The 26104-nt window shown below is 48.4% G+C and carries 15 protein-coding genes; 7 read left to right on the top strand and 8 right to left on the bottom strand.

Features of this window, described 5'->3' with window-relative positions; translation table 11 throughout:
- Positions 1-42 precede the first annotated feature (42 nt).
- Positions 43-1449, bottom strand: a complete 1407-nt coding sequence (locus LCH85_23350) for an ammonium transporter (GenBank protein MCA0354943.1) — start codon at positions 1447-1449, stop codon at positions 43-45.
- Between the two features lie 458 nt (positions 1450-1907).
- Between LCH85_23350 and msrA the strand changes: the two genes are divergently transcribed.
- Positions 1908-2363, top strand: a complete 456-nt coding sequence (gene msrA / locus LCH85_23345; protein MCA0354942.1) for a peptide-methionine (S)-S-oxide reductase MsrA — start codon at positions 1908-1910, stop codon at positions 2361-2363.
- On the opposite strand, the gene LCH85_23340 is transcribed toward msrA, so the two are convergent.
- Positions 2350-3267: an NAD(P)/FAD-dependent oxidoreductase gene (locus tag LCH85_23340; protein ID MCA0354941.1), complete on the bottom strand. Its 918-nt coding sequence runs from the start codon at positions 3265-3267 to the stop codon at positions 2350-2352. The genes msrA and LCH85_23340 overlap by 14 nt on opposite strands.
- Positions 3268-3419: 152 nt before the next feature.
- Positions 3420-5801, bottom strand: a complete 2382-nt coding sequence (locus tag LCH85_23335; protein MCA0354940.1) for an aldehyde dehydrogenase family protein — start codon at positions 5799-5801, stop codon at positions 3420-3422.
- Between the two features lie 313 nt (positions 5802-6114).
- Between LCH85_23335 and LCH85_23330 the strand changes: the two genes are divergently transcribed.
- Complete coding sequence (locus LCH85_23330) at positions 6115-8025, top strand: protein kinase (GenBank protein ID MCA0354939.1); 1911 nt, start codon at positions 6115-6117, stop codon at positions 8023-8025.
- Positions 8026-8137: 112 nt separating this feature from the next.
- On the opposite strand, the gene LCH85_23325 is transcribed toward LCH85_23330, so the two are convergent.
- Complete coding sequence (locus LCH85_23325) at positions 8138-8509, bottom strand: hypothetical protein (protein MCA0354938.1); 372 nt, start codon at positions 8507-8509, stop codon at positions 8138-8140.
- A 253-nt stretch (positions 8510-8762) separates the two neighbouring features.
- Here LCH85_23325 and LCH85_23320 point away from each other — a divergent pair, with 253 nt between their 5' ends.
- Together LCH85_23320 and LCH85_23315 are read left to right on the top strand one after the other, a co-directional pair.
- The gene (locus tag LCH85_23320; GenBank protein MCA0354937.1) at positions 8763-14090 is read left to right on the top strand and encodes a RecQ family ATP-dependent DNA helicase; all 5328 of its coding nucleotides are present in this window, start codon (positions 8763-8765) and stop codon (positions 14088-14090) included.
- Positions 14091-14107: 17 nt separating this feature from the next.
- Positions 14108-20593 (top strand): DUF3684 domain-containing protein, encoded by a 6486-nt coding sequence (locus tag LCH85_23315; GenBank protein MCA0354936.1) that lies wholly within the window; start codon positions 14108-14110, stop codon positions 20591-20593.
- Between the two features lie 104 nt (positions 20594-20697).
- Here LCH85_23315 and recF read toward each other — a convergent pair whose 3' ends face one another.
- The gene (gene recF / locus LCH85_23310) at positions 20698-21855 is read right to left on the bottom strand and encodes a DNA replication/repair protein RecF (protein MCA0354935.1); all 1158 of its coding nucleotides are present in this window, start codon (positions 21853-21855) and stop codon (positions 20698-20700) included.
- A 101-nt stretch (positions 21856-21956) separates the two neighbouring features.
- On the opposite strand from recF, the gene LCH85_23305 reads away from it, so the two are divergent.
- Positions 21957-22724 (top strand): class A beta-lactamase-related serine hydrolase, encoded by a 768-nt coding sequence (locus LCH85_23305; GenBank protein ID MCA0354934.1) that lies wholly within the window; start codon positions 21957-21959, stop codon positions 22722-22724.
- A gap of 38 nt (positions 22725-22762) precedes the next feature.
- Here LCH85_23305 and LCH85_23300 read toward each other — a convergent pair whose 3' ends face one another.
- A complete protein-coding gene (locus LCH85_23300; protein MCA0354933.1) occupies positions 22763-23131 on the bottom strand; it encodes a hypothetical protein in 369 nt (122 codons plus the stop codon).
- A gap of 219 nt (positions 23132-23350) precedes the next feature.
- Here LCH85_23300 and LCH85_23295 point away from each other — a divergent pair, with 219 nt between their 5' ends.
- Positions 23351-24238, top strand: a complete 888-nt coding sequence (locus tag LCH85_23295; protein ID MCA0354932.1) for a polyphenol oxidase family protein — start codon at positions 23351-23353, stop codon at positions 24236-24238.
- Here LCH85_23295 and LCH85_23290 read toward each other — a convergent pair.
- Both LCH85_23290 and LCH85_23285 read right to left on the bottom strand, forming a co-directional pair.
- Complete coding sequence (locus tag LCH85_23290; GenBank protein ID MCA0354931.1) at positions 24230-25174, bottom strand: membrane bound O-acyl transferase family-domain-containing protein; 945 nt, start codon at positions 25172-25174, stop codon at positions 24230-24232. The genes LCH85_23295 and LCH85_23290 overlap by 9 nt on opposite strands.
- Positions 25171-25686, bottom strand: coding sequence for a DinB family protein (locus LCH85_23285; protein ID MCA0354930.1), 516 nt, complete (start codon positions 25684-25686; stop codon positions 25171-25173). The genes LCH85_23290 and LCH85_23285 overlap by 4 nt, the downstream gene beginning before the upstream one ends.
- 159 nt (positions 25687-25845) lie before the next feature.
- On the opposite strand from LCH85_23285, the gene LCH85_23280 reads away from it, so the two are divergent.
- Complete coding sequence (locus LCH85_23280) at positions 25846-26046, top strand: hypothetical protein (GenBank protein ID MCA0354929.1); 201 nt, start codon at positions 25846-25848, stop codon at positions 26044-26046.
- Positions 26047-26104: the final 58 nt, after the last annotated feature.

The raw sequence follows: 26104 nt of genomic DNA, 5'->3' as shown, positions 1-26104 counted from the left end.
CGCTGACTGAGCCAGGCTCAATCAGCGCATGCTTGAATTGGTTTATTTGGTTGACGAAAGTTCTGGCATCATTGAGCGAGCACCGGCCACGCCAGCAACCGGCGTGCCAAACTCGGGGTATGAAACCGTGTCGTGCTCAGAAATATCCAAGCCTTCGATTTCTTCTTGCTCCGACACCCGAATGCCCAAGGTCTTTTTTAGCACATAGAAAACGATGAACATGGTTGTGAAGGCCCAAGCGCCAACTGCTAACACGCCAATTGCTTGGGTTCCAAGCAGGCCCAAACCGCCGCCATAGAACAAGCCAGCAGCATCGCCCATGCCAGTCAAACCGCCGACAGCGGGGCTAGCAAATAAGCCAACTGCTAAGGTTCCAAACACCCCATTGAAACAGTGAACTGGAATTGCCCCAACTGGATCATCGAGTTTCAAGACCTTTTCGAGGAAGATTGAACCATAGACGAAGATGATCCCGCCGAGCAAACCGATGAACAATGCACCAACTGGCGTAACATTGGCACAGCCTGCGGTAATTGCAACCAAACCAGCCAATGCGCCGTTGGAAGCTACGGCAGTATCGGGGTGACCAGTGATCAACCAGTTGGTGATCAGGGCTGAGAGTGCGCCAACTGCGGCGGCCATGTTGGTTGTAACGGCGATATAGCCAATGCTTTCGTTCATGCCCGAGAGGGTGCTGCCTGGGTTGAAGCCAAACCAGCCAACCCACAGAATGAAGACCCCAAGCACGCCGAGGGTCAAGCTGTGGCCTGGAATAACGTTGCTTGAGCCATCTTTGTTGAATTTGCCCAAGCGTGGCCCAAGCAAAATCGTGCCAGCAACTGCGGCCCAGCCGCCAACGCTATGCACAATTGTCGAGCCAGCAAAGTCGATAAAGCCCAGTTGGAACAACCAACCGCCGCCCCATTGCCAGTGACCCGAAATTGGGTAGACAATGCCACAAATGATGGCGCTGTAAATCAGGTAGGAGATAAATTTGAAGCGTTCGGCGACTGCCCCCGACACAATCGTGGCAGCGGTGGCGGCAAACACCAATTGGAAGAAGAAGCCAACCCAATCTTTGCCGCTGCCAGTTGCCGGGCTAAAGTTGCTGAGGAAGAAGTTGTCGGTGCCGATGAAGCCACCAACATCAGTGCCATACATCAAGCCGAAGCCAATTGCAAAGAACAACACCGTGCCAACACAAAAATCCATCAAGTTTTTCATCAAAATGTTGGCGGCGTTTTTGGCGCGGGTAAAGCCACTTTCGACCAAGGCAAAGCCAGCCTGCATGAAAAAGACCAAAACTGCTGCAATCAACAACCAAATAATATCAATTTGGGTGGTGATTGTTTCGGTTGCTACCGGGGCGGCTTCTTGGGCAAAGGTTGCAGTGGGTATTGCTAGCGAAGCAACTGCTGCGGGTACAATCCAGCGTCGTCGTCGAAACATTAGAACCTCCCTTGATGATGGTTAATGATTGGCTACGATGCGATACACGCCGATCAAGCAATAGGTTGGAATCTATTGAGTTGATCGAATTGATAAATGCTTCGCCTTTGAAGATTTAACGTGAAGCGGACTCAGAATACCGATGCGAGGAAATCAAACGCTACCTAGCACTATACCTATCCATCGTTGTGCAATAGTGCTAAAATTGAAGCAAGTTTGATTGGGTAATTGGGTTTATTTACGGCTGTGGGTTTATCTTACTCAATAATTGTTGCTTGATTCATCGCCATGTTGCCTAAAATGTTCATGCTCTATTTTGTGCAGTTTGTATATTTTGCTGTAATTTCTACTCAATAGTACGCCTAGAATTTTAAATTACTATCAAGCTGCACTGTTGCTATTATCAATAATGCCCAAGCAATTGGGCAGTTTAGCTAGATTTGGTTGAGGTATGCACAATGCTCGAGCGAATTATTGTTGGCGCTGGCTGTTTTTGGGGAGTTGAAGCAGCCTTTGGGGCGCTTGTCGGTGTTGTCCAAACCCAAGCTGGTTATGCTGGTGGTTGGACCGAGCAGCCAAGCTATGAGGATGTTTGTGGAGGAGCGACAGGCCATGCCGAAGTGGTTGAATTGCATGTTGATCCTATGATCCTCAGTTTAAACGAGCTGTTGGGTCATTTTTGGGCTATGCTAGAGCCGCCAGCCGACCCTGACCCGCAATATCGAGCAATAATTATTTGTAGCAATGCTGCTCAGTTGGAGCTAGCTCTGGCCAGTAAGCTAGCTCAACCACAGCTCGTTGATTACTCTGTTGAATTCGGGCTGGATCTACCGTTTTACCCTGCCGAGGAGTATCATCAACAATGTTATCGCAAATGGCGCGATCGCTTTGAACGGCGGGCTAAAGTTGTTTGAGCATGTCTTGAATCAGTTCATGGTTGATGCCTGCGCCGGCCATCGCGCCACCAGCTGCCGCATTAATTGCCTGTTGCATGCCTGCGGTGGCATCGCCAGCAGCATACACGCCTGGTACGCTGGTTTGGCCCAACATTTGCACCTTGATCAAGCCTGGCATTTGAGGATTATCGCTGGTTTCACAGCCTAGTTGGGTTGGTAGTTGGCTGCGTTGATGTTGGGGCACGCCAATCAACAAACCGCTACGGGCCAATGGTTCACCTTGATCAAAGATCAAATGGGTCAATTGCCCATTGACTTGTTCGATACCGACCAAACGATCTTCGCGAATTGGCAAATTGAGTTTCGCCAAGATTTGGCGTTGTTCAGAGCTTAGCTGAGCCTCGCCATTGGTACAAACGACCAAATCGCTGCTCCAGTTGTGCAACAAGGTCGCAACGTGAAACAAACGCTCAGCGTCGGGCACTAACACCGCCAACGGCTGATCGCGCACTTCCCAGCCATGGCAGTAGGGGCAGTGAAATACGCTTGATCCCCACAATTCGGCCAGGCCTTCGATTGGCGGCAATTCGTCGATCACGCCTGAGGCTAGCAACAATTTGCGGCTGCTAATTTCGCTACCATCATCAAGCTTCACCACAAAGCCACCATCAATCGCCTGAGCATGTTCGGCAGTCGCAAAACGCACTTGCACACTTGGGTAGGGCTTGAGTTGCTCGCGGCCAATTTGGCGCAATTCAGCAGGCAAAATGCCATCGCGCGAGAGAAAATTATGCACACCAGGCGATTGCGCATTGCGCGGCTGCTGACTATCAAGCACTAATACACTGCGTCGCGCCCGCCCCAACACCAAGGCTGCACTCAATCCCGCCACGCTACCACCAACAATAATCACATCAAACATTTGTAAAACTCCATATTGATACTTGATATCAATATATAAGCTTTTGCTAAAATGTCAAATCTGTAATGATCGTTATGATAAAATCTAGGGATACTTATAAAAAAGCCCGACTCCACTCAAGGAATCGGGCTAAATCTACTGGTAAACCTTGATTATGCGCCGTAGGGAACCCAAATATTTTTAATTTGGCTGGCGTGGCGTAGAAATTCTTCGCCCTCGCCAACTCGTCGATCAAGCCATTCGCGAGTTTCGCCATAGTTGACCCAAGTTTGTTTGAGGTTGCCGATTGAACTGCGCTCGACCATGGCGCTGCCCTCAGCACTGCCCCAATACCACAAACCATCAACGTCGTTGTGCTCGGCCAGCACTTTGGCCAGGCTATCGCGGTCGCCAGTGATAATGTTGACCACGCCTGCTGGCACATCGCTGGTGTCGAGCACTTGATACAAATCGGTGGCCGAAAGTGGATGCTCTGGCGATGGAATGATAATCGCGCTATTGCCCAAGGCGATGGCTGGCGCTAGCAACGAAATCGTGCCCAATAATGGATATTCGCTGGGACAAACCAAACCAAGCACGCCGAGCGATTCGACCATGGCGAGGGTGGCGTTGCGCACAGGTGTGGCATGCACCGCGCCATCATATTTATCGGCCCACGCGGCGTAGGTAAATAAGCGCTCGATTGATGTTTCGACTTCGAGGTCGGCATCGTTGCGGCCTGTTTGTTGGCGAATACGCTGGGCAAATTCGGCGGCACGTGCGCCTAAATTTTCGGCTAGGAAATAGAGCACTTGCGCCCGATTGTAGGCGGTTGCTGCCGACCAACTGTTAGCGGCACTCCGTGCAACTTCGACCGCGTTACGAATATCTTTGCGGCTACCATCGCCCACCTCACCCAATGTTTCGCCGTTGCTACCAACCACAATTCGGCTGTAGCCCGAATCGGGGCGGGCTTGCTTGCCACCAATATAGATTTTGGGCGTGCGATCAAGTGCCGGCATGCCGCTGCTGGCGGCGTTTGCAATCGGTGCGGGCGCTGGGCTGGCCTTAGTTTTAATTTTCTTTACTTCAGATTTTTTGAGGTATTCGTATAAGCCCTCTTTGCCACCTTCGCGACCGTAGCCGCTTTCGCGATAGCCGCCGAAGCCTGCTGCTGCATCAAACAGATTGGTGCTGTTGATCCAGACTACGCCTGCCTTGACGCGGGCTGCGGCGTGCAGCGCCACGTTAATATCTTCGCTCCAAATGCTGGCGGCTAAGCCAAAACGGGTATTGTTGGCAATCGCAATCGCTTCATCGGGCGTGCGGAAGGTCATCGTGACCAAGACTGGCCCGAAAATTTCAACTTGGGCCAAGGTTGAAGCTGGAGCCACGTTGGTAAACAAGGTTGGCGGGTAGAAATAGCCATCAGTTGGGCAAGCCCACGAGGGTTGCCATTTGATCGAGCCTTCTTGTTCGCCTTCGGCTACCAGTTGCTCGATTTTTTGTAATTGGGCTGGGGCAACAATCGCGCCAATATCGATCGCTTTATCTAAAGGATCGCCGATACGCAATTGCTCCATGCGCGTGCGCAACTTGCCAATCAGCTTATCGGCGATATTTTCTTGCACCAACAAACGTGAGCCAGCGCAACAAACTTGGCCTTGATTGAACCAAATTGCATCAACTACGCCTTCGACCACGCTATCTAAATCGGCGTTATCAAACACGATAAAGGGCGATTTGCCGCCAAGCTCCAAGGAGAGTTTTTTGCCGCTGCCAGCGGTGGCGCTGCGAATAATTTTGCCAACTTCGGTTGAGCCAGTAAAGGCAATTTTGGCAATATCAGGGTGCTTGACGATTTGCTCGCCAACTTTGCCATCGCCAGTAACGATGTTGACCACACCCTTGGGCAAGCCAATCTCATGGCAAATTTCAGCAAATGCCAAGGCTGTCAATGAAGTCCATTCGGCAGGCTTCAACACCACCGTGTTGCCCATGGCCAAGGCTGGGGCAATCTTCCAGGCCAACATCAACAGCGGAAAGTTCCACGGAATAATTTGGCCGACCACGCCTAGCGGCTCGTAGCCTGCCAAATCGCTTTCTTGCAATTGCGCCCAACCAGCGTGATAGTAGAAATGTCGTGCGACTAATGGAATATCGATGTCGCGGGTTTCGCGGATCGGCTTGCCATTATCGAGGGTTTCGAGCACCGCAAAGCGCCGCGAATGTTTCTGAATTTGGCGAGCCAAGGCATACAAATAGCGAGCACGCACATGGCCGCTGGTTTGCGACCAAGCTGGAAAAGCCGCTTTGGCAGCAGCAACCGCAGCGTTTACTTCATCGCTGCTCGCTTGGGTCACTTGGGCCAACACGCTACGATTAGCCGGATTGATCGAATCGAACAAGCGCTCGTTGGCGACTTCTGTCCATGTACCATTAATATATAGCCCAAAACGACGGCTATGGGCATCTAGCCACTCGTGGGCTGGAGCAGCAGATTCGGGTGCTGGGCCATAGCTCATTGTTTCGTAAATCTCCAGCAATGTGCTCATCGTCGAGTCCTCGTTATGTGTATTCAGTCATTTTGTGCCATCCTAACAGGCTTGGTCAATTCACGCAAAGGCGAAAGACGAGGGATCAGCGGTTAGGGATCAGGAGCTAGTTCAGCTTAATCTGAGAAAACTATGCAGTCTTTTGTTTAGCTACATATGACGTTCTGATTCCCGCCAACCAACGACCGAACCCCATAATCGCCAACTATTACAATTTCAAAACAAATGTGCTAAAATAGATTAATTCGCGCAATCATGGCAAGGTCAATGTGCTATACTGCCGATGAAATGTGCAACTAGAGGAGCGACCGCAATGAGTGCCCCTGCATCTCGGGCTAAAACAACTGCGACACCGCGCCGCGACGATGATCATGAACTGCGCAATTATCGCTTGGAAGAGCGTATCGGCCAGGAAGAGTTAACGACCATCTATCGCGCTCGCCACCTAACCCTTGATCGCCCGGTTGAGGTGCATGTGTTACGCCGTTCAGATTGGGTTTCGGTCAGCCGATTTGGGCAGGCCGCCCGTTTGGCTGCTCGGCTCAAACATCCAACAATTGTGCCAGTGATTGATGCTGGCCACGATGATCGATTTGGCTATTATTTGGTTACGCCGCCGCTTGGTGGGCGCTTGTTGCAAGAGGTGCTTGAAGATGGTGCGCTCTCAATTGGCGACGCTGTACGCATTTTCAGCGATATTGCCAAAGCGCTCGATACGATTCACGCCGAAAAAATTGTCCACCGCGATATTCAGCCAGGTACAATTGTCGTTACCGAGGCGATCCATGATCAAGCAGTTACGCGCCATGGCTTTTTGACCAACTTTAGCTTGGCTTGGAGCAGCGATGGGCCTGATCTTTCGCAACTTGAAGAGGCCGATTATTTGACGGCTTATGCCCCACCAGAGCAAGATTTTAAGCAAAATGCCACCGAACCAAGCCTTGATATTTATGCCTTGGGGGCGGTGCTCTACCATATGTTAACTGGTGAAGTACCACCAGCCCCCGGCCAAACCCCCAAATCGTTAGGCGATTTCAATCCAGCCTTGGCTCCTGCTGATCGGGTGTTGCGGCGTTTGCTCTCACCTCAAGCCTCGGTGCGTTATAGTTCGGCTAATCAGGCTGCGGCAGCCTTACGTCAAGCCTTGCGCGAAGCCTTGCCTGCTGAAACTAGCACAACCCTTGCACCAATTGCCGCCAGCAGTGTGGAAAGTGAATGGCTCGAAAATCCAGTTGAAACAGTGTTGGTAGGGATTCTCGATGGCGATTTTGTGCAACGTGGCCGCGAATGGGGTCGCCAATTGCACGAGCCAACTAATTTACGCAGTGTGCTCAATCGCTGGAGCGGCCAAAATATGCTGCGGCGGCGCGATTTGGGCAACGCGCTTGTGCCCGAACGAGTGGTCAGCTATAACTTTTATACCTACGAGCTACGGGCCTATTATGAAACCCGCACCACCCCAGAACCACGCGAAAAGCCCTATCAAGGCAGTCGCATCAGCACCAGCCAAAATCCGCCTGGGGTTTGGCAAGTGATTTTGCCTGATCCTCAGCCATTTGATGAAATTCGCCCAACCGAAATGATTATTCCCAATTCCGAGCGGGTTGAGATGTGTATTTATTGTGGTGGCAAGGGCGATTTACACTGTACCAAATGCCATGGCCGTGGCTTGCTCGAAACCAAACGGGTGCAAACCAACCCCGATGGAACCAAAGAGCGCCGCACCGTCACGCTTGATTGCCCTGAATGCGAAGGCGAAGGCCAGGCTGATTGTGGGCGTTGCCAAGGTTCAGGCCAAGTTTTGACCGAAGATGTCTTTTATTGGTCTCGTTGGGGCAAACTTTGGGAAAATACTGATGACGAGGCGGGCTTGCCGCTAGCCGATATTCGCGAAAAATCGCAGCAAGTCTATACTGCCCAAATTGATGTGCGCGATACCAAATGGCATGCAATTGCGCCATTGCATGAATTATTGCAAGCTGCCGAAAATGTCGATGCTGATCAGCAAACCCGCTTGTTGCATGCCGAATTAACGATTCATGGCACGCCCGTAACCGAGGTCGATTATACCGAGCGCAATCAAGCCCATACCTTATATATGATTGGCTTTGAGCCAACGATTATTCGTGGCAACTTTACCTTGTTTGATCGCGAACGCATTGTGTTATATAGCGTGATTGGGGTTTTAGTGTTGATTGCAGTTATTGGATTTTTGATCTTTTAAGCTAAACGTGCCGTCCTCAATTTCTTCCTCCTAATCGAGGACGGCGCAACCCTCGCTCAATTCTTCAATCCCACAAGCGCTGTTGTTTGCTGCGCTGCATCGTAATTATCCTTTAGCGCTGATAGAGTCGTATAAACCCAACTCGACTTTGTGGTTGCAGTTGCAAGGGTGTATCTAAATTATGCACAGCCACCCCATCGAGCATGAGCCAACAATCGCCAGCCCGAAACGCGGCCTCAGCTTGGCTGCGCACATGTTCAGCGGCAATCATTGTGTTTGGCGTGGGTTTGGCAATCAAATAATTAAGCGCAATACTCGGAAGATTGGCTTGTTGGCTTTGGCTCAGTTCGTGGTGTACATGCTCTTGCAGCAATTGCCGCGCTGAAATTTGGCCTGATGGCAGGGGAATTAGGCTTGGCGCGGTGCGAAGTTCATTGCCAAGGCCCAGTAAGTGGGTGGTCACTGCGACACAGTTCGTACTCATAACACATCCTTCAACACAATTTGCGTGACGAACTAGAGTTTATAGCAAGCTTGTGTCAACCAGTGTCACAATATTTGAAAGGATTAAGGATGAATTATGAAGGATGAATGAATTTATAAGCCTCATGCTCGATCCTTATTTGCAAGCGTAAGGCACAGGAAGCTGAATGAGGTATTCCTATAAACATTTATCCTTGGTTGTTCTGCATCGCTGAGTTACAACCCAAAGAAATATAGTTGGAGGGATCTGGACTGTGAATACATCAGCATCTCCGCTTGGTCAACTTATTCAGACTATCATGCGCGAACATCAAGCCCCAATGGCTGTAGTTGAGTTGCAACAACAGCTTAGACGCAAGGGTTACGCCACGGCTCTCGAAATTTTGCGTGAAATTTTGCGTGATACTGCGGTATGGACAGCGCTTGCTAACGATAAATATACTTTGCGTGACACCTTTGATGACGACGCTGATAACCCTGAGCAAACTTCTACCAAGATGTATCTTACTAACCTTTGCCTAGCCGTTGCTGATTATTGTGTGCTTGATTTAGAGACGACAGGTTTTCAACCAGACTCGAACCAAATTATTCAAATTGCTATCTTACGGGTCACACAGGGGCAGCCAGATGAATTTCGTAGCTGGGATGTTCAATGTGATCCTGATCGTTTAGATCATTCATTGCGACGAGTCTTGCATTTGGATGAGGTTCGGATTCAAAGTATTGCTTCGGCATCATCGCTTGCGGTATTATGGCCTGCTGTTCGTAATTTTATTGGTGATCGGCCATTGGTGATTCATAATGCTCGATTTGATATGGGTTTTCTGCTTCAGCATGATCCTTCGCTGACTAATCCAATTGTTGATAGCTTGGAGTTAGCGTTGCTCGTATTTCCCTATGCCCAGAAGCATACCTTAAATGCCCTAGCTGAAGCATGCAGCATTCAGTTAGAAGCGATCAATCCTAATAATATTCGTGGCATCCCAATCGATCATCGGGTTACCAAAGAGACGCTTCATGATGCAATAACTGATGTATTAGTGTTAGCCGAGGTGTATCGCGAATTGTTGCAACGTTGGAAGTATTCAGCGTGCATACCAAGAGAATTATTGGCTGAATTATTACCAGCAACATATCCACTAACCACACCAAGCCAAGATTTAAGCAGCATATTGCCAGCAATCCAAGCACCTGAAGTCCGCTTACCAAATAAACTTCTGGCAACAACTGCATGTGGATTGCTCGATCAATTTGCTGCTCAGGCAAAACTCACGCCAAGAGCAAGCCAACGGATAATGGTTGAAACAATTGCGACAGCGCTTGTTAGTGATACCTCACGTTTGATCGAAGCGCCTACCGGAACAGGCAAAACTGTGGGCTACCTTATTCCTGCTATTTGGGAGGCCCGCCGAACCGGACGACAAATCGGCATCGCGACTGCCTACAAAAATCTTCAAGATCAACTACAACAGGAAATTACCCGACTACAAACATTTATTTCATTCAATGCGGCCATCCTCAAGGGGGCAACGAATTATCTCTGTTTGCGCGAATTGCAAACAGCAGTTTCAGCTTCTGCGACAGCCAGTTTGGAACAACGCTATCTGCTCGCTTTTCTAGTTCATTGGGTTGCTCAATATACTGAGGCAACCCTTGATGAAATCCCTTTTTGGCTTAAACAAACTTTTGGCGGAGCCAACCAACTGCTGCATGATCTTGCAGTTCAACCCGCCACATGTACCAAACAGCGCTGCCAATTTTATGATCAGTGTCATTTCTTTGCCTCCCAACGTCGGGCTGCACAGGCCGATATCATTATTATCAATCAGGCAATTTGGCTCAATAGCTCGCCTGATAGTTTAGGGTTTGATGCCTTAATCATCGATGAAGCGCATAATTTGGAAGATATGGCAACCAGCGCTTTCCAACAAGAAGTTGGGGAGCATTCGCTACGACGGTTGCTGAAAACACTCTATATACCAGGCACGCGCCAAGGTTTATTAGCTCAATTAGCCAGCCAAGTTTTGCCACCAGAGATTCGGAGCCAACTTAAAAAAATTCAACAAACTGTTGGTCAAGCCCTACGGCTTATTCAAGAATTGCGTAGCGTGCTGGCAACATTCGTATTGGAGTGCGATGAGACCTTTGATCCGCTTCAAGGGGCACGATTACGGCTTTCAGGAGCGCCTGCACGAATTTATCCGGTTGCGTGGTTGAAGGTTCAGCAAGCCTTAGACCAACTTTGGAAGGGCTATCTCAACCCATTGCTGACAGAATTAGCGACGATTACGCCATGGATTCAGGCTCAAGCTGAAATCTTGGGGCTAAAATTTGCTGCTGTGTATAGCGAATTAGGCAACCAACAAAGCTTGCTGGCAACAATCCTCCAAGCCCGATCCAATAATCAGATTACTTGGCTCGAAGTCAATACGAACCAAACACATGCACAATGGACGTTCTGTACCGCTCCATTACTGGTAGCTGAGGCGCTCGCAGAGCGCTATCGACAGCTTCGATCGCTCATTCTTACCTCAGCCACATTAACCACTGGCCCGCATGATTTTAGTTTCTTTGTGGAGCGACTTGGGCTTGGTAGTAGTTTAACCGCCGATCAAGCCATGATTCTTGCTGGCGAGCTTCCTTATCATGATCAAGTCGTTTTAGGGCTTCCAGCCTACTTAACTTATACTCCAGCCCGTATAACACAAGCGAGTTTTATTCAAGAACTCGCTAGCGAGCTGCAGTTGCTCTTAACCTTTACCGATGGTCGAGCACTGATTCTGTTTACCTCGCGTCAGCGGCTCGAACAAGTGTATCAGCACAATAGTCTGATGATCGAGGCTCAAGGGATTCCAATTTTTGCCCAGCGATCAGGTGGGTCGCGTCAAGCATTGATTGAGGGCTTTAAGGATCATGTCAATGCGGCACTCTATGGATTGAAAAGCTTCTGGGAAGGAGTTGATGTACCTGGATCGGCGCTTTCGTTCGTTGTTATGGAAAAACTGCCCTATCCAGCATTCAATGATCCAATTCATGCTGCTCGTCGTGAAGCTGTAGCGCGGCAAAATGGCCGTGAATTTCAAGAATATCTTTTTCCCTTGATGGTTTTGCAGTTTAAACAAGGCTTTGGCAGATTGCTCCGCACCCCAACGGATCGTGGAGCAGTTATTTTGTATGATAAGCGGATTGTCCGTAAAAGCTATCTACCGCTCTTGCTTGGCGCACTACCAGGCTATCAGCCCCGTGATCCGCTAGCAGAGCAATCCAGACGTGAGTTTTATACGATGCTTGGCAATCGCCTGCCAGATCTGCTTAACCTGCAGGAGAAAGCCGATTTTCTGGCGACAGTGCCTGATATTATATTGACAGATCTTGAGGCATTGATTGAGCGGCTTGGCATCCCCGATCCCTTGGATGCTGAGAGCTATGAACACTGGCGACCCCAAATTCTTGAAGCTTTACACGCACTTTATGGGTTTGAAACATTCCGTTCACCGCAACAAGAAGCAGCGTTTCGGGCCATGCTTACTGGCCGTGACGTGATGGCAGTGCTACCCACTGGTGCAGGTAAATCGATTTGTTTCCAATTGCCAGCATTGTTGCGCCAAGGTACAACCATTATTTGCTCGCCGCTGATTGCCTTGATGAAAGATCAAGTTGATAAGTTGTATGAGAAGCGTATCGAAGTTGTTGCGGCGCTAATGAGTGGTCAAAATGCTGCTGATCGTGAGGAAATTCTAGCTCGCTTGCGAGCAGGTCGCCTGCGCTTGTTGTATCTTGCGCCAGAACGATTACGTGATCCGGTTGTGCTTGCTGCATTGGCGGTCGCCCCAATTCGCCAAATCGTTGCTGATGAAGCGCATTGTATTGCCCTTTGGGGGCCAAGTTTTCGACCTGACTTTTTAATGTTACCCCAAATTTATCAGCAATTACAAGCGCGACCACCGATTGCTGCCTTTACCGCCACCGCAACATCAGCAATTACTGAAGCAATTATTTCCGCACTTGAAATGACAGAGCCAATTGTCGTGCGATCGTCAATTGATCGGCCTGAACTTCATTTAGTGATCTTCGATCGCGGTCATCGTTACCATCCAGTTCGTTCAAAAACCGATCAAATTCGCCAACTTTTGTTGTTAGTCCAAACCGCTGTCCAGCACAACGAATCAATGCTTATTTATGTTTCGACCGTCAAAGAAGCCGAATATTTGGCCCGCCTGCTGCAAGTTGCAGGAATTGCCGCCAGAGCCTACCACGGACGGATGGATATTCAAGAACGAACAACGATTAGTGAACAGTTTATGGACGATCTGTTAACGATCATCGTTTGTACCAAGGCATTTGGGATGGGCATTGATAAGCCCGACATTCGCTATGTTGTCCATTTCAACCTACCTGGTGATCTTGAATCGTACTTTCAAGAAATTGGCCGAGCTGGGCGTGACGGCAAACCAGCCTATGCCGTGTTGCTCTATCATCCCTCAGATATCCGGATTCATGAGTTTTTTATCGCCCAAAGCCAACCTGATAGTCTGTTACTTGCTCAATTATGGGCTTGGATGTGCAGCCAACCAACAGATTGGATATTAAACCCTCAGCAAGTATGCGAGGATTTTGAACTTGATGATGTTGAGCTACGCCGAATGCTGTACCTCTTAGAACAAAGCAAGCTCATTCGGCGTGGTGCTGATGTAACGATTCGCGGTAGCCTAACCCTCTTAGCTGACTGGTCGGGATTGATTGCTCGTTACCCCAACGATCGCAGTAATGTGCTTGAAACCCTTGCCAATCTACTGCCTGAACCTGGATGGATACGCAATGAACTCAATCTAGCAGATTTGGCAGCCGAGCTTGGAATGCCAATCTTAACATTTGAATCATTACTCATCGAGGGTGCAGTACGTGGTGACTGGCTTTATCGACCTTGGGAGAAGGGTTATCATATTACACGCTTAGTGCATACCGAAACCCCGCTACCAACAATTGATCTAGCAGCAGTCCACCATCAACAAGCCAAACTCCAACAAATTCAGCATTTTGTTCGTGACCACCAATGTCGTTGGCAAGCCTTAAGGCTCTATTTTGGTGAAGATCGTGGCCTGCCATGCAACAATTGTGATCGTTGTACCCCCGAGCAATATTACCCTTGGAGCAATAAAACTAGGCGTGATGTCCCTGATGTCAGTGACTTCCTTGATCTTGCTGACAGCATTCTTGCGGTTGTTTGGTGGAATGAACAGCGCATCCAGCAAGGCAAGCAGCCTTTTGGGAGCAAGGCAATCATCCATCTTTTGCGCGGCGATGAATATCGCTTGATGTATCGTTACCCAGCAGGCCCAGCCGCCGATGCTCGCCGCACGGCCATTCGTAGTTGCCCATATTGGGGTGTTTGTCGCACTTTGCGCCGTTCTAGCCGCGAACTACAGGGCTTACTCGATCGATTGATCCGCGAGGACTATATCTTAATAGGAACAGCGGTGCTTGACGAAGGTCATACATATGAGTATCTTGCCCTTACTCCCAAGGGGCAAACGCAACGCCTCAGTACTACCCATCTTGGGTGGGATGCTTCATCCAATTGATGTATGAGAGACCAATTATGGCAAGCGAACTCTCTGAACAATGGACGACCACTGATTATCGCGCGGATACCTTAGGTATTATTAGTGCCCTGCTTCATGGCTATTCTGGTGGGATCACGATTGTGCGTGAAATGGCCCAAAATGCCGATGATGTGCCTGGCGAAGGTCAACGCTGGCTCGAATTTCATTTCAATGATCAGGCACTCGTCATTCGCAACAATACAACCTTTCGCTCAATTGATTTTGAGAATATAAAAAACATCGCCCGTGGTGGCAAACGCTTAGAGCAACGTAATACGATTGGGATGTTTGGGGTTGGGTTTGTTTCGGTCTATCAACTAACCGATACACCGATTTTGCGCTCAAGTGGTCAAGAACTTCGTTTCATACCGGAACATGGCCAAGTCTTGGAGCGAGCCAGTCAGGTCGTTGATATTACCGAGTTCGAGTTACCCTATCGCCGTCAGCCTACCAACACGAGCGATCGTTTGGGCATGCCCGCAGTTACTGAACTAGCGCTCCAAGAAATTCAAACCGCCCTAGCCGACGAGGCCTATCGCTTATTATTTTTCTTACGGCGGTTAAGCAAAATTTCAATGTATCGCAATAATCAGCTAATCTGTACTGTTGAGCGTCAAATTGTTGCTGCCGCTACTGCTAATGCCCCCGATGAGATTATTATTACCCGCCAGCAGTACGCTTCAGTTGAACAACACCGTTGGCTCCGCTATCATGGCCACGTGCGAATGGCTGCTCCCCGCCGGCCTGATGGTTCGCCAGCCAAAGATTCCCAAGTTCAAATCGTCATCCCCGATCAGAATGTGCCAGACATGATTTGGAAGGAACTCATTCCAGGTCGGCTATACAATTATTTGCCCACCGAAATCGAAACTGACTTGCCATTTCAAATTAACGGCGACTTTTATCCTTCAACCGATCGCAAACATATCGATCAAGATCATACCAATCATCGCGATTGGAATAATTGGGTCTTCAAGGGTTTAGGTGAATGTCTGGCCGCCGCCTTACCTTCGCTACTCCAGCATTTCGCTGATGTGCCGCTTAAACTCTATCAACGCTTACCAATCAATAAAGGAGCCAGTAATCTAGTTAAGCCAATTATTGAGTGCTTCTTTGAGGCAGCTACCAAGTTACCAATCTTCTATGCTAATAACAAATGGCAGATTGCATCCAAGGTGCGCTGGACCCAAAAAGAGCTTCACCCTATCGCCAAGCTAGTTGACCTCCGTTTGATGGAAGCTGAACTCCAATCAGCGGCTTGGGGATTAATTCTACGGGCGAATGTGCCCGAATACACCCTGCGCGATTTTCTCAAACGCGTTAGCATCGAAATTGCGGAGGGGTCGAAATTAGCGGCGGGGCCAGCCTATCTCCAAAATCGTGCCCAATTAGCAACAATTTATAGCATGCTGGAGAAGGATTTTGCCCGTCCCGATCAGGCTGAAATTGAATCAACACCCCTCTTTATTGATCAGTTTGAGCAGATGTGGTCAGCTCATGATTGCATATGGACAAACCAAGCCGTAATTCGGCAAAATCTTCATGCTAGTGGTTTGCACTTTTGGGATGTTCAAGCCGATACGTATCCACGCTTAAAAGCCTCAATTGCCCATTTTGAGCTAGCCCATGTATGGAAAATTCTGCGAACTCAACTTAATAAAAGTATGCCACTAAATGAAGCTCCAACATGGCTCAATACCCGTCAAAAACTATATACGCTCTATAAAACAATTCGCGAAACCCGTGAACATGTTACGCAACACGATACGCAAGGCCTACATCTCTGCCTTAATCGAACAGATTGGCTCTGTTTAGCCAATACCCTGCGGATGCCAAACAATGAACCAATTATCTATGATTTGTTTGCCGATGACCCCGATGCCCCATTAGTAGGCCGTGCAACGTGGGAAGATAAAACCCATCGCGGATTGTATGAAGATCTTGGGGTTGGGGTGTTTGATCATGAGTTAGCGCTCAAACGCCTAGAAAAACTTATTCGAGTTGAATCAGCGCTCGCCGATGCGCATCCACTGATCAATAGCCGCGAAAAAGCTATCAGGTTGTATCGTTATTTATCACGCCACCGCGAAGAATTTCAGCCTAAAAATATAGAATTATTACGCCATCGATTACCGCTCTGGCTCGCCCATGATCAATGCTTCCATTTTGCCGAACATGTTTCATTACCAGCAAGCAACAATAGCTGGCCCGAATTTATTAAAATCGATGCTGTACTTGATATCCAAACTAGCGCTGGCTTAGATCCGTTTTTCGCTGATACCTTAGAGCTAAAACGGCTTGATACCGCCCGTTTTATTACCCATCATTTACTACCACAATATTCAGCCTTACGGCTCACAGAGCAACGTTTGGCTTTAGAGTTTCTGCGTAAAGAAATCGAGTTAATCCGTAGTAATCCGGGGTTGCTTGAAGCAATTCAGCAGATCGCCCTGATTTATGGCGATGATGAAAGGTTGCATAAACCAAGTGAGATTTGCTTTCCTCGAACCCGTTTGCGGAGTGTATTTCCTGATTATTTTCATGTACCGCACCAAATATATGCAGCTCCTCTCAATTCAGAAACCCATTGGGTATGGGAACCATTATTCATGTTGCTTGGAGTTCATCGAATTGCCCCAGCCAATGTAGTTTTCGATGAAGTTCAACGGCTGACAACTGGTGGTATGCTGCCACGCCATCAGCGCGGTGCGATCGAAACAATCTTTCGTTATGTAGAAGAGAATTGGAATTTTTATCAGACAACAACCTTATCAAAACGCCTAGCTACTCATGCTTGGCTCCCAGCTTTGGATGACCAAGAGCATTGGTATAGACCCAAAGATCTCTATGACCATACCCAGAAAGCCCTGGTCGATCAAGTTGCATGTATTTTAGGCTTTAATCAAGCTACCCGACCACGCAAAGACATTGCCGAAGCGCTAGGCTTGCCACAAGCACCTAATCGAAGTTTAGTTGTCAAGCAATTGCTGGCTTTGCAGATCGCCAATAAACCAGCCTCAGACCAGATCTATAGTTACTTGATCAATGCTAGTGATGAAGAACTCAAGCCACTGCAACATAAACCCATCATTTGGGATGAACAAAAAAGAGCCTATCGCAAAGCAAGTCATATCCTCTTGGGTAACTATCAACACGATTTTGGGGCGTATCGTGGCTATCTAACCAGTGGCAATATCCAACAATTGCTGCGCCGCTTAGGTGCTAGTTCTACCCCGAGCGATCACGATTATATTGAGTTGATTGAGCAACTTGTCGCAGCTTTTCGTATGCGTGAAGTTCCCCAAGAAGAACAACGCTTGTTGATGAACGCCTATGAACGGCTGCGAAATGCAGATTCAGCTTTGCTAGAACCACTCAAGCAACTACCCTGCATCCTGAGCAAAAGCGGCGACGCAGCCCCCTTACTTTGCTTACCGACCCATGCTATTTTGCAGCCAACTGAGCGGTTTATACAGCTCTTCCCAAACCTACCGATAGCTATTTACACTCCCAATGGCGAAGAGTTGCTGCGTAGGCTAGGGGTTCAGGCGATTGAGCAAGTACGCCAAGTAGAATTTCAATTACAGCCAAAACATGCCCATCCATACCCTTTTTTACGCGAAATTAGCCAGCTCAAATATGCTCTGACCCGCTTGTTTCATCATTATGGGTTACTTGCCCAAGTGGAAGCAAAAATAACTGAACTTCAAGCACTTAAGGCCTATCTTGAACCCTCAATTCAGGTTGTTTACACGATTAAGTTGGCAGAACAAACCTATGAGAGCCAAAAAATCAACGAGCCTTCGCTGTACAAACGTGAAGCTCAGGCTGCCTACATCTATCTTGAACAAGGTTTAGATGATCAACAGATGCGTAAGGCTTTAGCCCAAGCGCTGCTTCAGGTATTGCAAATTCCAGTCTTACTCGTGTTATTAAAAGAACTGCTCACCGATCCCAAAAATTGGGTCCAGATTCTTGATGAGAATGAGATAAAACCACTACCACCAGAAATTCATTTTGAATTACCTGAACCGAATATTGTAGAATTTCAGCTTGGGGAGCACCATTCAGCGCTTTCAACCGACCCTCATGAGCCATTACAGCCTAGCATAAGCTATCCGCTGCCAGAACCGCAGAAACCTGAGAAATTTGCAGATACACGCTCTAAGGATTTAGCCACTCCACCAAGTGCTGAAGCTAGTACTGCATTTAACACTCCATCGTCATTAATAGGATTAGGGCTTGAGCATGAAACTCCAAGCAAAAAAGCCCAACGCAATACTGGTTCGTTATCCAATGGTGCTAAAAATAACGCGATCCAGCCGAAGAATGCTGCTACGCCTGCTAATCCACAGCATATACCAACCCCATTACCTACGATTAATCAATCCAAGGTTATTCCGCCATTTACTGGCCGAAATAAATTAAGCAGCCCTGCAATTCAGACCGATATGGATGGATTAAAAGATCGCGTTCGCACCTTCGTGGAGCAACAAGGGCTTGATATTGAGACTCTAGGTTTCTCTGCCAGACCTCAATTACCATCCAAACGTGTTTCAACATGCCCAGCCGAGCCCCAATCGGCCAATGTAGCCCAATTTACCTTGTCATTCAGCGAAGTCTCCCAAGGATTTTTGCGTTTATCGGCCAAGGCTCGCGAGCTTTTTCTGCATAAACCAGCGTTTGTCCATTGTAAAACGGACTTTGATCAGCACTTTGAACTCTATTTCGCTTGGCAACGTGATACACCAATTGCCTATAACCAAGCTGTCTTAAGTGGATTTTTTGCCGAACAACAAATTCCAGCAGGTGGGATTGTCTATCTTGAATTGGTTCATGGCGATATCTATCGACTTTATTACAATCAAGCGCCGCATAGCGTACCTGAGGTACGAATTGCACTTAGCGATCAGGGCGTGGTTTCTTATGAAATTATTGATGAAGTTATGGTTTATTGCGAAACCAACGAGGCAATTTATCGCGCTGAAAAACGTCATGAAGATCAAATTGCATTGTGGCTAGAGGCAGTTGGTAAGAAATCAATCGAGGAAACCCTCTGCGATTTATTATTGGTTGCCCCCGATGGTTGGTTGCATGAGACCGACTTAAAAGCAATGATTAATGCTGAGCGGATGGTCGCAGCCTCAACTGTTGAACAGACATTGCGGAAACAACCATGGTTTGTGTCTGATGGCAATGGCTTCTGGCGGCTTGACCCAAAAGCGTTACTTGCTGCGCATAATGATCTCCCGCAAAAATGGCTTAACCTTAGCCAGAAATTAATTGCTAGTGATGATCAACACCTGCTTATTGGACTTGATCCGCTATTACGAATGTTACAAGAGTTGCGTCAACGTTTATTAGGATTAGAATCGCAGCAATTAAAACAGATTGTCGCTGTTAATGATCAATTGCAAGATCTGGTTAGTTTGTTGAATGCTGATCCTTACAACCAATTGGCAGAGCGATCTTTGATCGAAGATTTACAGCGACATATTGCTGATGAAACGATCGATTTATTAAATAGTTCAAGCTTGAGGGGTTGGTTCGAAACTGCTAATAGCGAAGTCTGGCGGCTAATTATCCGTCCGTTACTAACAAAAGATCTGCACATGTTGCGGCGTAATCATCGCTATGAGCGGGCTGCCGAATTAGCTCAGTGTTGGGCAGATTTTGACCAGACCCACGGGTTGTCAATTGAAACATTGGTCAGTGAGGCCCAAGCATGGCGCAGTATCAATGAACATAAAACGATAGAGACAATTATGCACGCCATTGAGCAAGCGCCTAACCTGATTAAACTCAGGGAAGAACTCCATATTATGCTCCAAGCAGCACTGCAGCGGCATACCACCGCTTATTGGCTCCAGTATTCGCCTAAATCCCAGTCAGTGATGGCCTTCTTCGCTTATGTCCAAGGATTTGAGCCAGCCCGCAATAGTCTAGCGCGGGAAGATCAAACAGCGTTTGATCGAACAATCCAGCTTCAGGCTAAACATTTAGCTGAGCACCTCGTTGATCCCTATGATCGGATGCTGCTGGCATTAGCACTGTCACAAACAATTAAACTGCCATTGGCAGAATTACACCTTCATGATTTAGTGGATTATCTGAAACGTGCCGATATTGGGGCAATTGATACATTACTGATTGGGTTAAAAACTTGGAATCTCTGCCAAACTAGCAATTATTTGCATGGCGAGATTGCCAATAGCTTGGCTCGTTGTCATTCAATCCATAAAATTTGGGAATTGGCCAATAATCAGCCATGGAAAACAGCACTATCAGAAGCACAAAAAAGACAACTCCATCAGGGGTGGGAACAACATCGATCTAGCCAATTACAACGCGAAGAGCAGTTCCTAGCACACCTGCACGACTATACTTCTTCCTTGTCAGAGCTCCTAGCCCAAGAACATTTAAGGCTGCGAACAAAAATTCAGCGTGATATTCAGAATTTACTTGTAAGCAGCGCTGGATAAGCTTAATCAATCAGCTACAGTTTGAGGGATGTGTAGCTGATTGAATGACTGATGCGATAGAAGCATGAAACTAACCTTCGCGTTCTTCGTGGTTAAAAAACCAATCACGCCGGAAAGATCTGGCCATGATCAACATGCATTCGAGTGATTTGGCTCAGAAAATTAGGCGAAAAATCATCGAGATCAGTAGCAGTGATTAGAGTTTGTTGCTGGGGACGCACAATTGTGGTCAATAGATGTTCGCGGCGTTTTTGATCAAGCTCCGAGAGCAAATCATCGAGCAGCAGCACTGGCCGATCACCAGTGCGGCTATGCATCAATTCGGCTTCAGCTAGCCGTAAAGCCAAAGTCGAGGCTCGTTGCTGGCCACGCGAGCCAAAGCTGCCAACTTCACGCTCCGCCAGTTGAATCGAAAGATCATCGCGATGTGGACCGATTAACGTCACGCCACGCTCGCGCTCTTCACGGCGGAGCTGCTTCAAGGCTGCTTGAAAACTTGGTACATCGTGAGCAGGCGTTGTATCCAAATAGCTCAAACGTAAATCTAAATCGCTGCCACTAATCTCGGCATACAAACGTTGCGCAAGCTGGTCGAGCGTGGTGACCGCCCTCCGACGTTCGCGCAGCACATACACGCCAGCCTTGGCTAGCTCCTCATCCCAAAATGCTAGATCTTGTTCGCTGGCAGCGCGACCACGCTCACGACTGGTCCGCAATAGGCCGTTGCGTTGGGTTAGCACTTGGTTATAGCGCGAAAGGGCACGAACATAACGACCATCGATCTGCGAAAGCGTGACATCGAGATAGCGCCGCCGCTCAGCAGGCGCACCCGTGACTAACTCTAAATCTTGAGGCGCGAACATCACAACCCGTAACTGGCCAATCAGATCGAGCGCTCGCCGAGCTATTTTATTGATCCGAATGGTTTTGCTGGTGGTTGGAGCTAAATCGCCATCAGCGCCAAATTTGCGTTGCAGCACAATTTCAATCGTTTGCATTTCGGCCTCTGGTTGTGGTTGTAGGCTAGCAGCCAAACGAGCAAATGGCGGTAAGCCAAGGTCGCCTGCTGCTTCGAGTGCAATTAATTCACGTTCAACCGAGGCCCGTAAAGAGCGAGTTGTGGCCAAATAGTATAATGCTTCCAGAATTGTTGTTTTGCCCGCTGCATTGGCCCCATAGAACAAACACACGCCTGGAGGCAAGGCTAAATTGAGGCTGCGATAAATTCGAAAGTCTTGGAGTTGCAGGCGAGAAACATACATACACGGTCACCCAAACGCTAAAATGCAAACAATAGAGCTATTTTAAACCCAAACCTGATTAATAAAAAGTCAAATTCGCCTTTTTAGGCAAGGAATCCACCATGCAAGCGATCGATCGCTTAATTATGAGCTTTGCTGGGCAATGGTCGGTTGATTTTCGCAGTTGCACTGGAGCAATTTATTATCAATATCAACCAAGCTTACAATTACCGTCGGCCAGTTTGATCAAATTGTTCTTGGCTTGGCAATGGTATACAACCAATCAGCCTGCATTCGACGTATTGATTAGTGAACAGCTGATTGTTGATCCTGATGGCTCGTTGGCGCAGGCGATTGGCAGCAAGTTTAGCAGCGATCACTTGATTTATCTCATGCTTAATCAATCGGAAAACAACGCCACCAATGTGTTGTTGGCCCAATTGGGCGGAATTCAGGCGGCAAACAGTTGGTTGCAGCAAGCGGGCTATCAGGCAACGCGCTGGGGGCGGGTTATGCTTGATTTTCAGGCGCGTCAGCAGGGCTTGGAAAACTATACTAGCGCCGAGGAGCTAACTAGGCTGTTACACACCATGACCGATGCCATAGCCAAGGGGGGATCAATGGCTAGTACCCTCGTAAAGAGTCTCGTTAACTCAGCGAGTGACGATAAAATAGCTGCAAGCCTACCACCAGCGGTAGTATGCGCCCACAAATCGGGGGAGCTAGCCGATGTTGAACACGACGCAGCATTAATCTACAGCGCTGGCATGTGGGATAGTTTGGTAATCATGGCAGCGGCAGTACCCGACCCAACTATCGCCCGTCAACAAATTCGCCAGCTAACCAGCGAACTCTGGCCCAATAAAAAACCTGTTCCACCGCAGGGGTGAAACAGGAAACATGGGTGGGGGATTAAATGGCTATTGGCCTATTGCGGGCCGTAGATATCAAGCGCAATATTATTACGATTGCTCGGATCAATTTTGACTGGCAAGACTGCGCCGGGCTGAAATTGTGGAATCGATATCATGGGAATAACTGCCTTAGTTTCGGTCTGATATTGGCCTAACGGCCCATCAATTTGCAAAACTAAGCCAATTTGCGGATTATTATTGACCATCATGCCAGTTTGATAAACATTGATAATCGTGGCTTGGGCCGGTAAACCTTGTTGCAACAACTTCTTATTCGGGCCAAAAGCGCGACGGAGGACTACAATCAGCACAAAACTGAAAACCAAACCGCCAATCGTCCAAATCATGATCGAGTTCATGGTGTCACTAACTATGTTCTGCATAACCACCTCCATAGCGAAAAAGTACTAAGAAGACCAGTACCGTGGTGTACGTGCTAAAGGTTGAAATGTCGCAGCTAGCTAGATGGCTATTGTATGCTTAACAATCAGCAAAGTCGAGAGCTAATTTTGACCCATTCCAAGGCTTTACTGATCTCTTTACATTGATTTTAGCAATACGGTATACTAATCAGAATCGTATACCTGCGCAGGGACTATTCCATGCTGAATGTGCCATCTGTTGCATCATCATCACTTGATCCTGAGGTTGCCTCACCGATTGTTCGTGTTTCCGGCTTAGTCGGGCTGCCGTTTTTACAGCATGGCTTTTCGACCCGAACCTGTGGGAATCTCGCAACCCGTTATGGCCCGCCTGCCGAAGTTGGGGCAGCGCGGCGTACTTTTGCGCGGGTCGCCGGAATTGATGCAGGCCGCGTGGCCCATTTTGCTCTGACTCATAGTTCCCGTGTGGGCTTGGTCAGCGACCCCGATAGCATGCCAATCGATAGCACGCCGCATCGGATTTCGGTGCGCGGCTTGTTGGCCGATGCCTCACCGCGCGATCTGAGTTTTATCAATGCACAAGGTATTCCCAATCAACAAGGGGTTGATAGCCTGATTACTACGACTCGCAATTTGGCGCTATTTATGGTGGTTGGCGATGCTGCTCCAGTGATTATTACCACGCGCCAAGGCAAAGCAGTGGCCTTGGTCAACGTTGGTTTGGTTGGCACGGTCAATAACGTTTTAGAAAATACGATTGAGGCGTTGTGTCACTTAGTTGCCTGTCAACCTAGCGATTTGGTGGTCGGCATCGGCCCAACCGTTGGCCCATGTTGCTATGCATTAGCCCAATCGCTGACATGGGCACAGGTTGTTTCTCCAGCCTTCTTCCAACGCCACGGCCCCAACGCGCCAGGCATTATCATCCGCGATGAGCAATATTTCTTCGATTTACCTCGCATGATTGGTCATATACTCGAACAAACTGGCGTACAAACCAGCAATATTCACTCAATCGACCTTTGCACTGCTTGCCCTGATACGGCCTTTTTTGGCCATTATGCCGGAGTTGCTGGGCGTTTCGGGGCGTTAGTGGCGCTACGTTAGATGTTCAGCAAACAAGCCCAAAATAAGTTCAGGCCGAAATAATAACGGCGCAGGAATGATGATCCAACTCAGTGTCCAACTTGCCTGACGACGATCTGACTGGCGTAACCAAGCCCGCACGCTGCGCAGCCGCTCCAAACTGGTCGCTCCAATTTGCACCACAAAATAGCCAAGTGGCCAGCCCCAACCGCCTGCCGCCGGATAGCTCAACAACAATTCGTGCAACAAGCCTGAGGCGATAAAGACCACCGCCGCCGCCCAGCGCCAACCAATGATTGGTTTGAGTGGTTGCCAAAACACCAAACTCAACACCGTATGCACCGCTAAATTCCAGCGCTTGCCCCACCATTCGCTAACCGAACGCGCATAAATTGGTTGCAAAAATAAGGGTTGAACTTGCCAGCCAAAAGCCTGCCAGAGCGCCAAATAGAGCCGCGTAACCCCAAAAAAGAGGCCAATTACCAAGCCGACCAAGGCTAGCCAACAGCGCCAAAGCAACCATAGATCGGTGTTTGGGGCGGGCAACCACCAAGCCAGCAAGCCAATCGCTAGCCCTAAACTTAGCCATAATGCGCCGATCAGCAGGTTTTTGCGCCAAGCAAGATCAGGCTGGCGCGGCAATTCCCATGGCTCAAGCTCCATCCCCAGCCACAAAATAAACCCCAAACTACGCCAAAAGCCAAGTTGTTTGGTTTGGGCATGCGGGCTATAGAGCAAACGCCAACCTTTAAATGCCAGGTAGCATGGAATCCATATGGCGAAAATTCGGCCCCAAATTTGCCAAGGTTGGCTTAGCCAAAGCCCATTGCCAATCGCAAATAAGGCTAAAAACCAAGCTGCCCAGCGTCGTTGCTGAGCAGATCGGAGTAGCTGTGGTAGGCTCAAAAGCGCCAACCCAGTGCTAGATAAAACACTAATTAACCAAAGTACCCTCATCGAGCATCGTTGCCTTGAATTGGCTCAAGCCGCAAGATCGCTTGGCGCAATTGGGCCATATAATCCATTTCTTCGATATCGAGGTTGGCGCGTTCGACCGCTAATTGGCTTAAACTGACCAACCCGCGTTCAGGATCATTAACTTTGCGCTCCCATTGCTCACTGGTTAAGCTGCGCAACAAGCCCAAGCTGGTTTCGCGGCTATCCATAAAGCTGCCAAGCTCCTCAGCTGGATTGAGCACAAACGCCTTGGGGTAGCGATTGAAAATCGTGTTGAGGCTGGGATTTTCAGCCTTCAAAGCTTTTTCGAAGACTTCAATTAATTCAGCTTCGCCGCGACGCAGGCTGGCAATCACATGGGCCAACGAGCGCTCAAAGCCTTGCGGTCGCTCTTGCTGAACATCAGGTTGTAGGCCAGAAACCCGTACTCGCACATTATCGAGTGTGCTGGCCATAACTGATAAAGCCCATAATTCGTTATGAATTGGATCGTAAACATCTGAATGTGCCATGATCAAATATCCCCTTAATTGGCAATCGACATGCAGTGCTAAGTATAGCAAAGACTCGCCATCTATTAACGGAATTGCTTGGTCAAACTACTTGCCGCGCAACCTAAAAAACTGTATCATAGCTCTAGATTCCACCACAGTGCATAAACGGGAGCCTTCATGCAGGTTTTTGTCCACCTCGATGAGTTATTAACACCAGCCTTGCTTCAACAACATCAACGCCATATCGTTGATTTTTTGGAGATGGAAGGCATTACACCTGAGGCCGAGGTTGGGCGAACCAAAGTCAATGAACGCGCCGCCAAAGAATTACTAGCTGAATTAGCCCATGATCTGGATCAAGCACCAGAAAACGAATAGTTAAGCGGTGTTGCCAATCTGCCTATTCCTACCAAGCGCCAACAATGCTCGCCATCTG

This window comes from Chloroflexota bacterium (assembly GCA_020161265.1).
In the GTDB taxonomy this organism is placed as follows: domain Bacteria; phylum Chloroflexota; class Chloroflexia; order Chloroflexales; family Herpetosiphonaceae; genus Herpetosiphon.
Note: the sequence above shows the minus strand (reverse complement) of the source record. Positions and strands in the feature narration are given on the sequence as shown.

Excerpts from the sequence above, each read along its gene's own strand:
- LCH85_23290 (MCA0354931.1), bottom strand. The coding sequence starts at position 25,174 with ATGAGGGTACTTTGGTTAATTAGTGTTTTATCTAGCACTGGGTTGGCG.
- LCH85_23340 (MCA0354941.1), bottom strand. The coding sequence starts at position 3,267 with ATGTTTGATGTGATTATTGTTGGTGGTAGCGTGGCGGGATTGAGTGCA.
- LCH85_23335 (MCA0354940.1), bottom strand. The coding sequence starts at position 5,801 with ATGAGCACATTGCTGGAGATTTACGAAACAATGAGCTATGGCCCAGCA.
- msrA (MCA0354942.1), top strand. The coding sequence starts at position 1,908 with ATGCTCGAGCGAATTATTGTTGGCGCTGGCTGTTTTTGGGGAGTTGAA.
- LCH85_23285 (MCA0354930.1), bottom strand. The coding sequence starts at position 25,686 with ATGGCACATTCAGATGTTTACGATCCAATTCATAACGAATTATGGGCT.
- LCH85_23295 (MCA0354932.1), top strand. The coding sequence starts at position 23,351 with ATGCTGAATGTGCCATCTGTTGCATCATCATCACTTGATCCTGAGGTT.
- LCH85_23350 (MCA0354943.1), bottom strand. The coding sequence starts at position 1,449 with ATGTTTCGACGACGACGCTGGATTGTACCCGCAGCAGTTGCTTCGCTA.
- LCH85_23305 (MCA0354934.1), top strand. The coding sequence starts at position 21,957 with ATGCAAGCGATCGATCGCTTAATTATGAGCTTTGCTGGGCAATGGTCG.
- LCH85_23300 (MCA0354933.1), bottom strand. The coding sequence starts at position 23,131 with ATGCAGAACATAGTTAGTGACACCATGAACTCGATCATGATTTGGACG.
- LCH85_23325 (MCA0354938.1), bottom strand. The coding sequence starts at position 8,509 with ATGAGTACGAACTGTGTCGCAGTGACCACCCACTTACTGGGCCTTGGC.
- recF (MCA0354935.1), bottom strand. The coding sequence starts at position 21,855 with ATGTATGTTTCTCGCCTGCAACTCCAAGACTTTCGAATTTATCGCAGC.
- LCH85_23330 (MCA0354939.1), top strand. The coding sequence starts at position 6,115 with ATGAGTGCCCCTGCATCTCGGGCTAAAACAACTGCGACACCGCGCCGC.
- LCH85_23280 (MCA0354929.1), top strand. The coding sequence starts at position 25,846 with ATGCAGGTTTTTGTCCACCTCGATGAGTTATTAACACCAGCCTTGCTT.
- LCH85_23315 (MCA0354936.1), top strand. The coding sequence starts at position 14,108 with ATGGCAAGCGAACTCTCTGAACAATGGACGACCACTGATTATCGCGCG.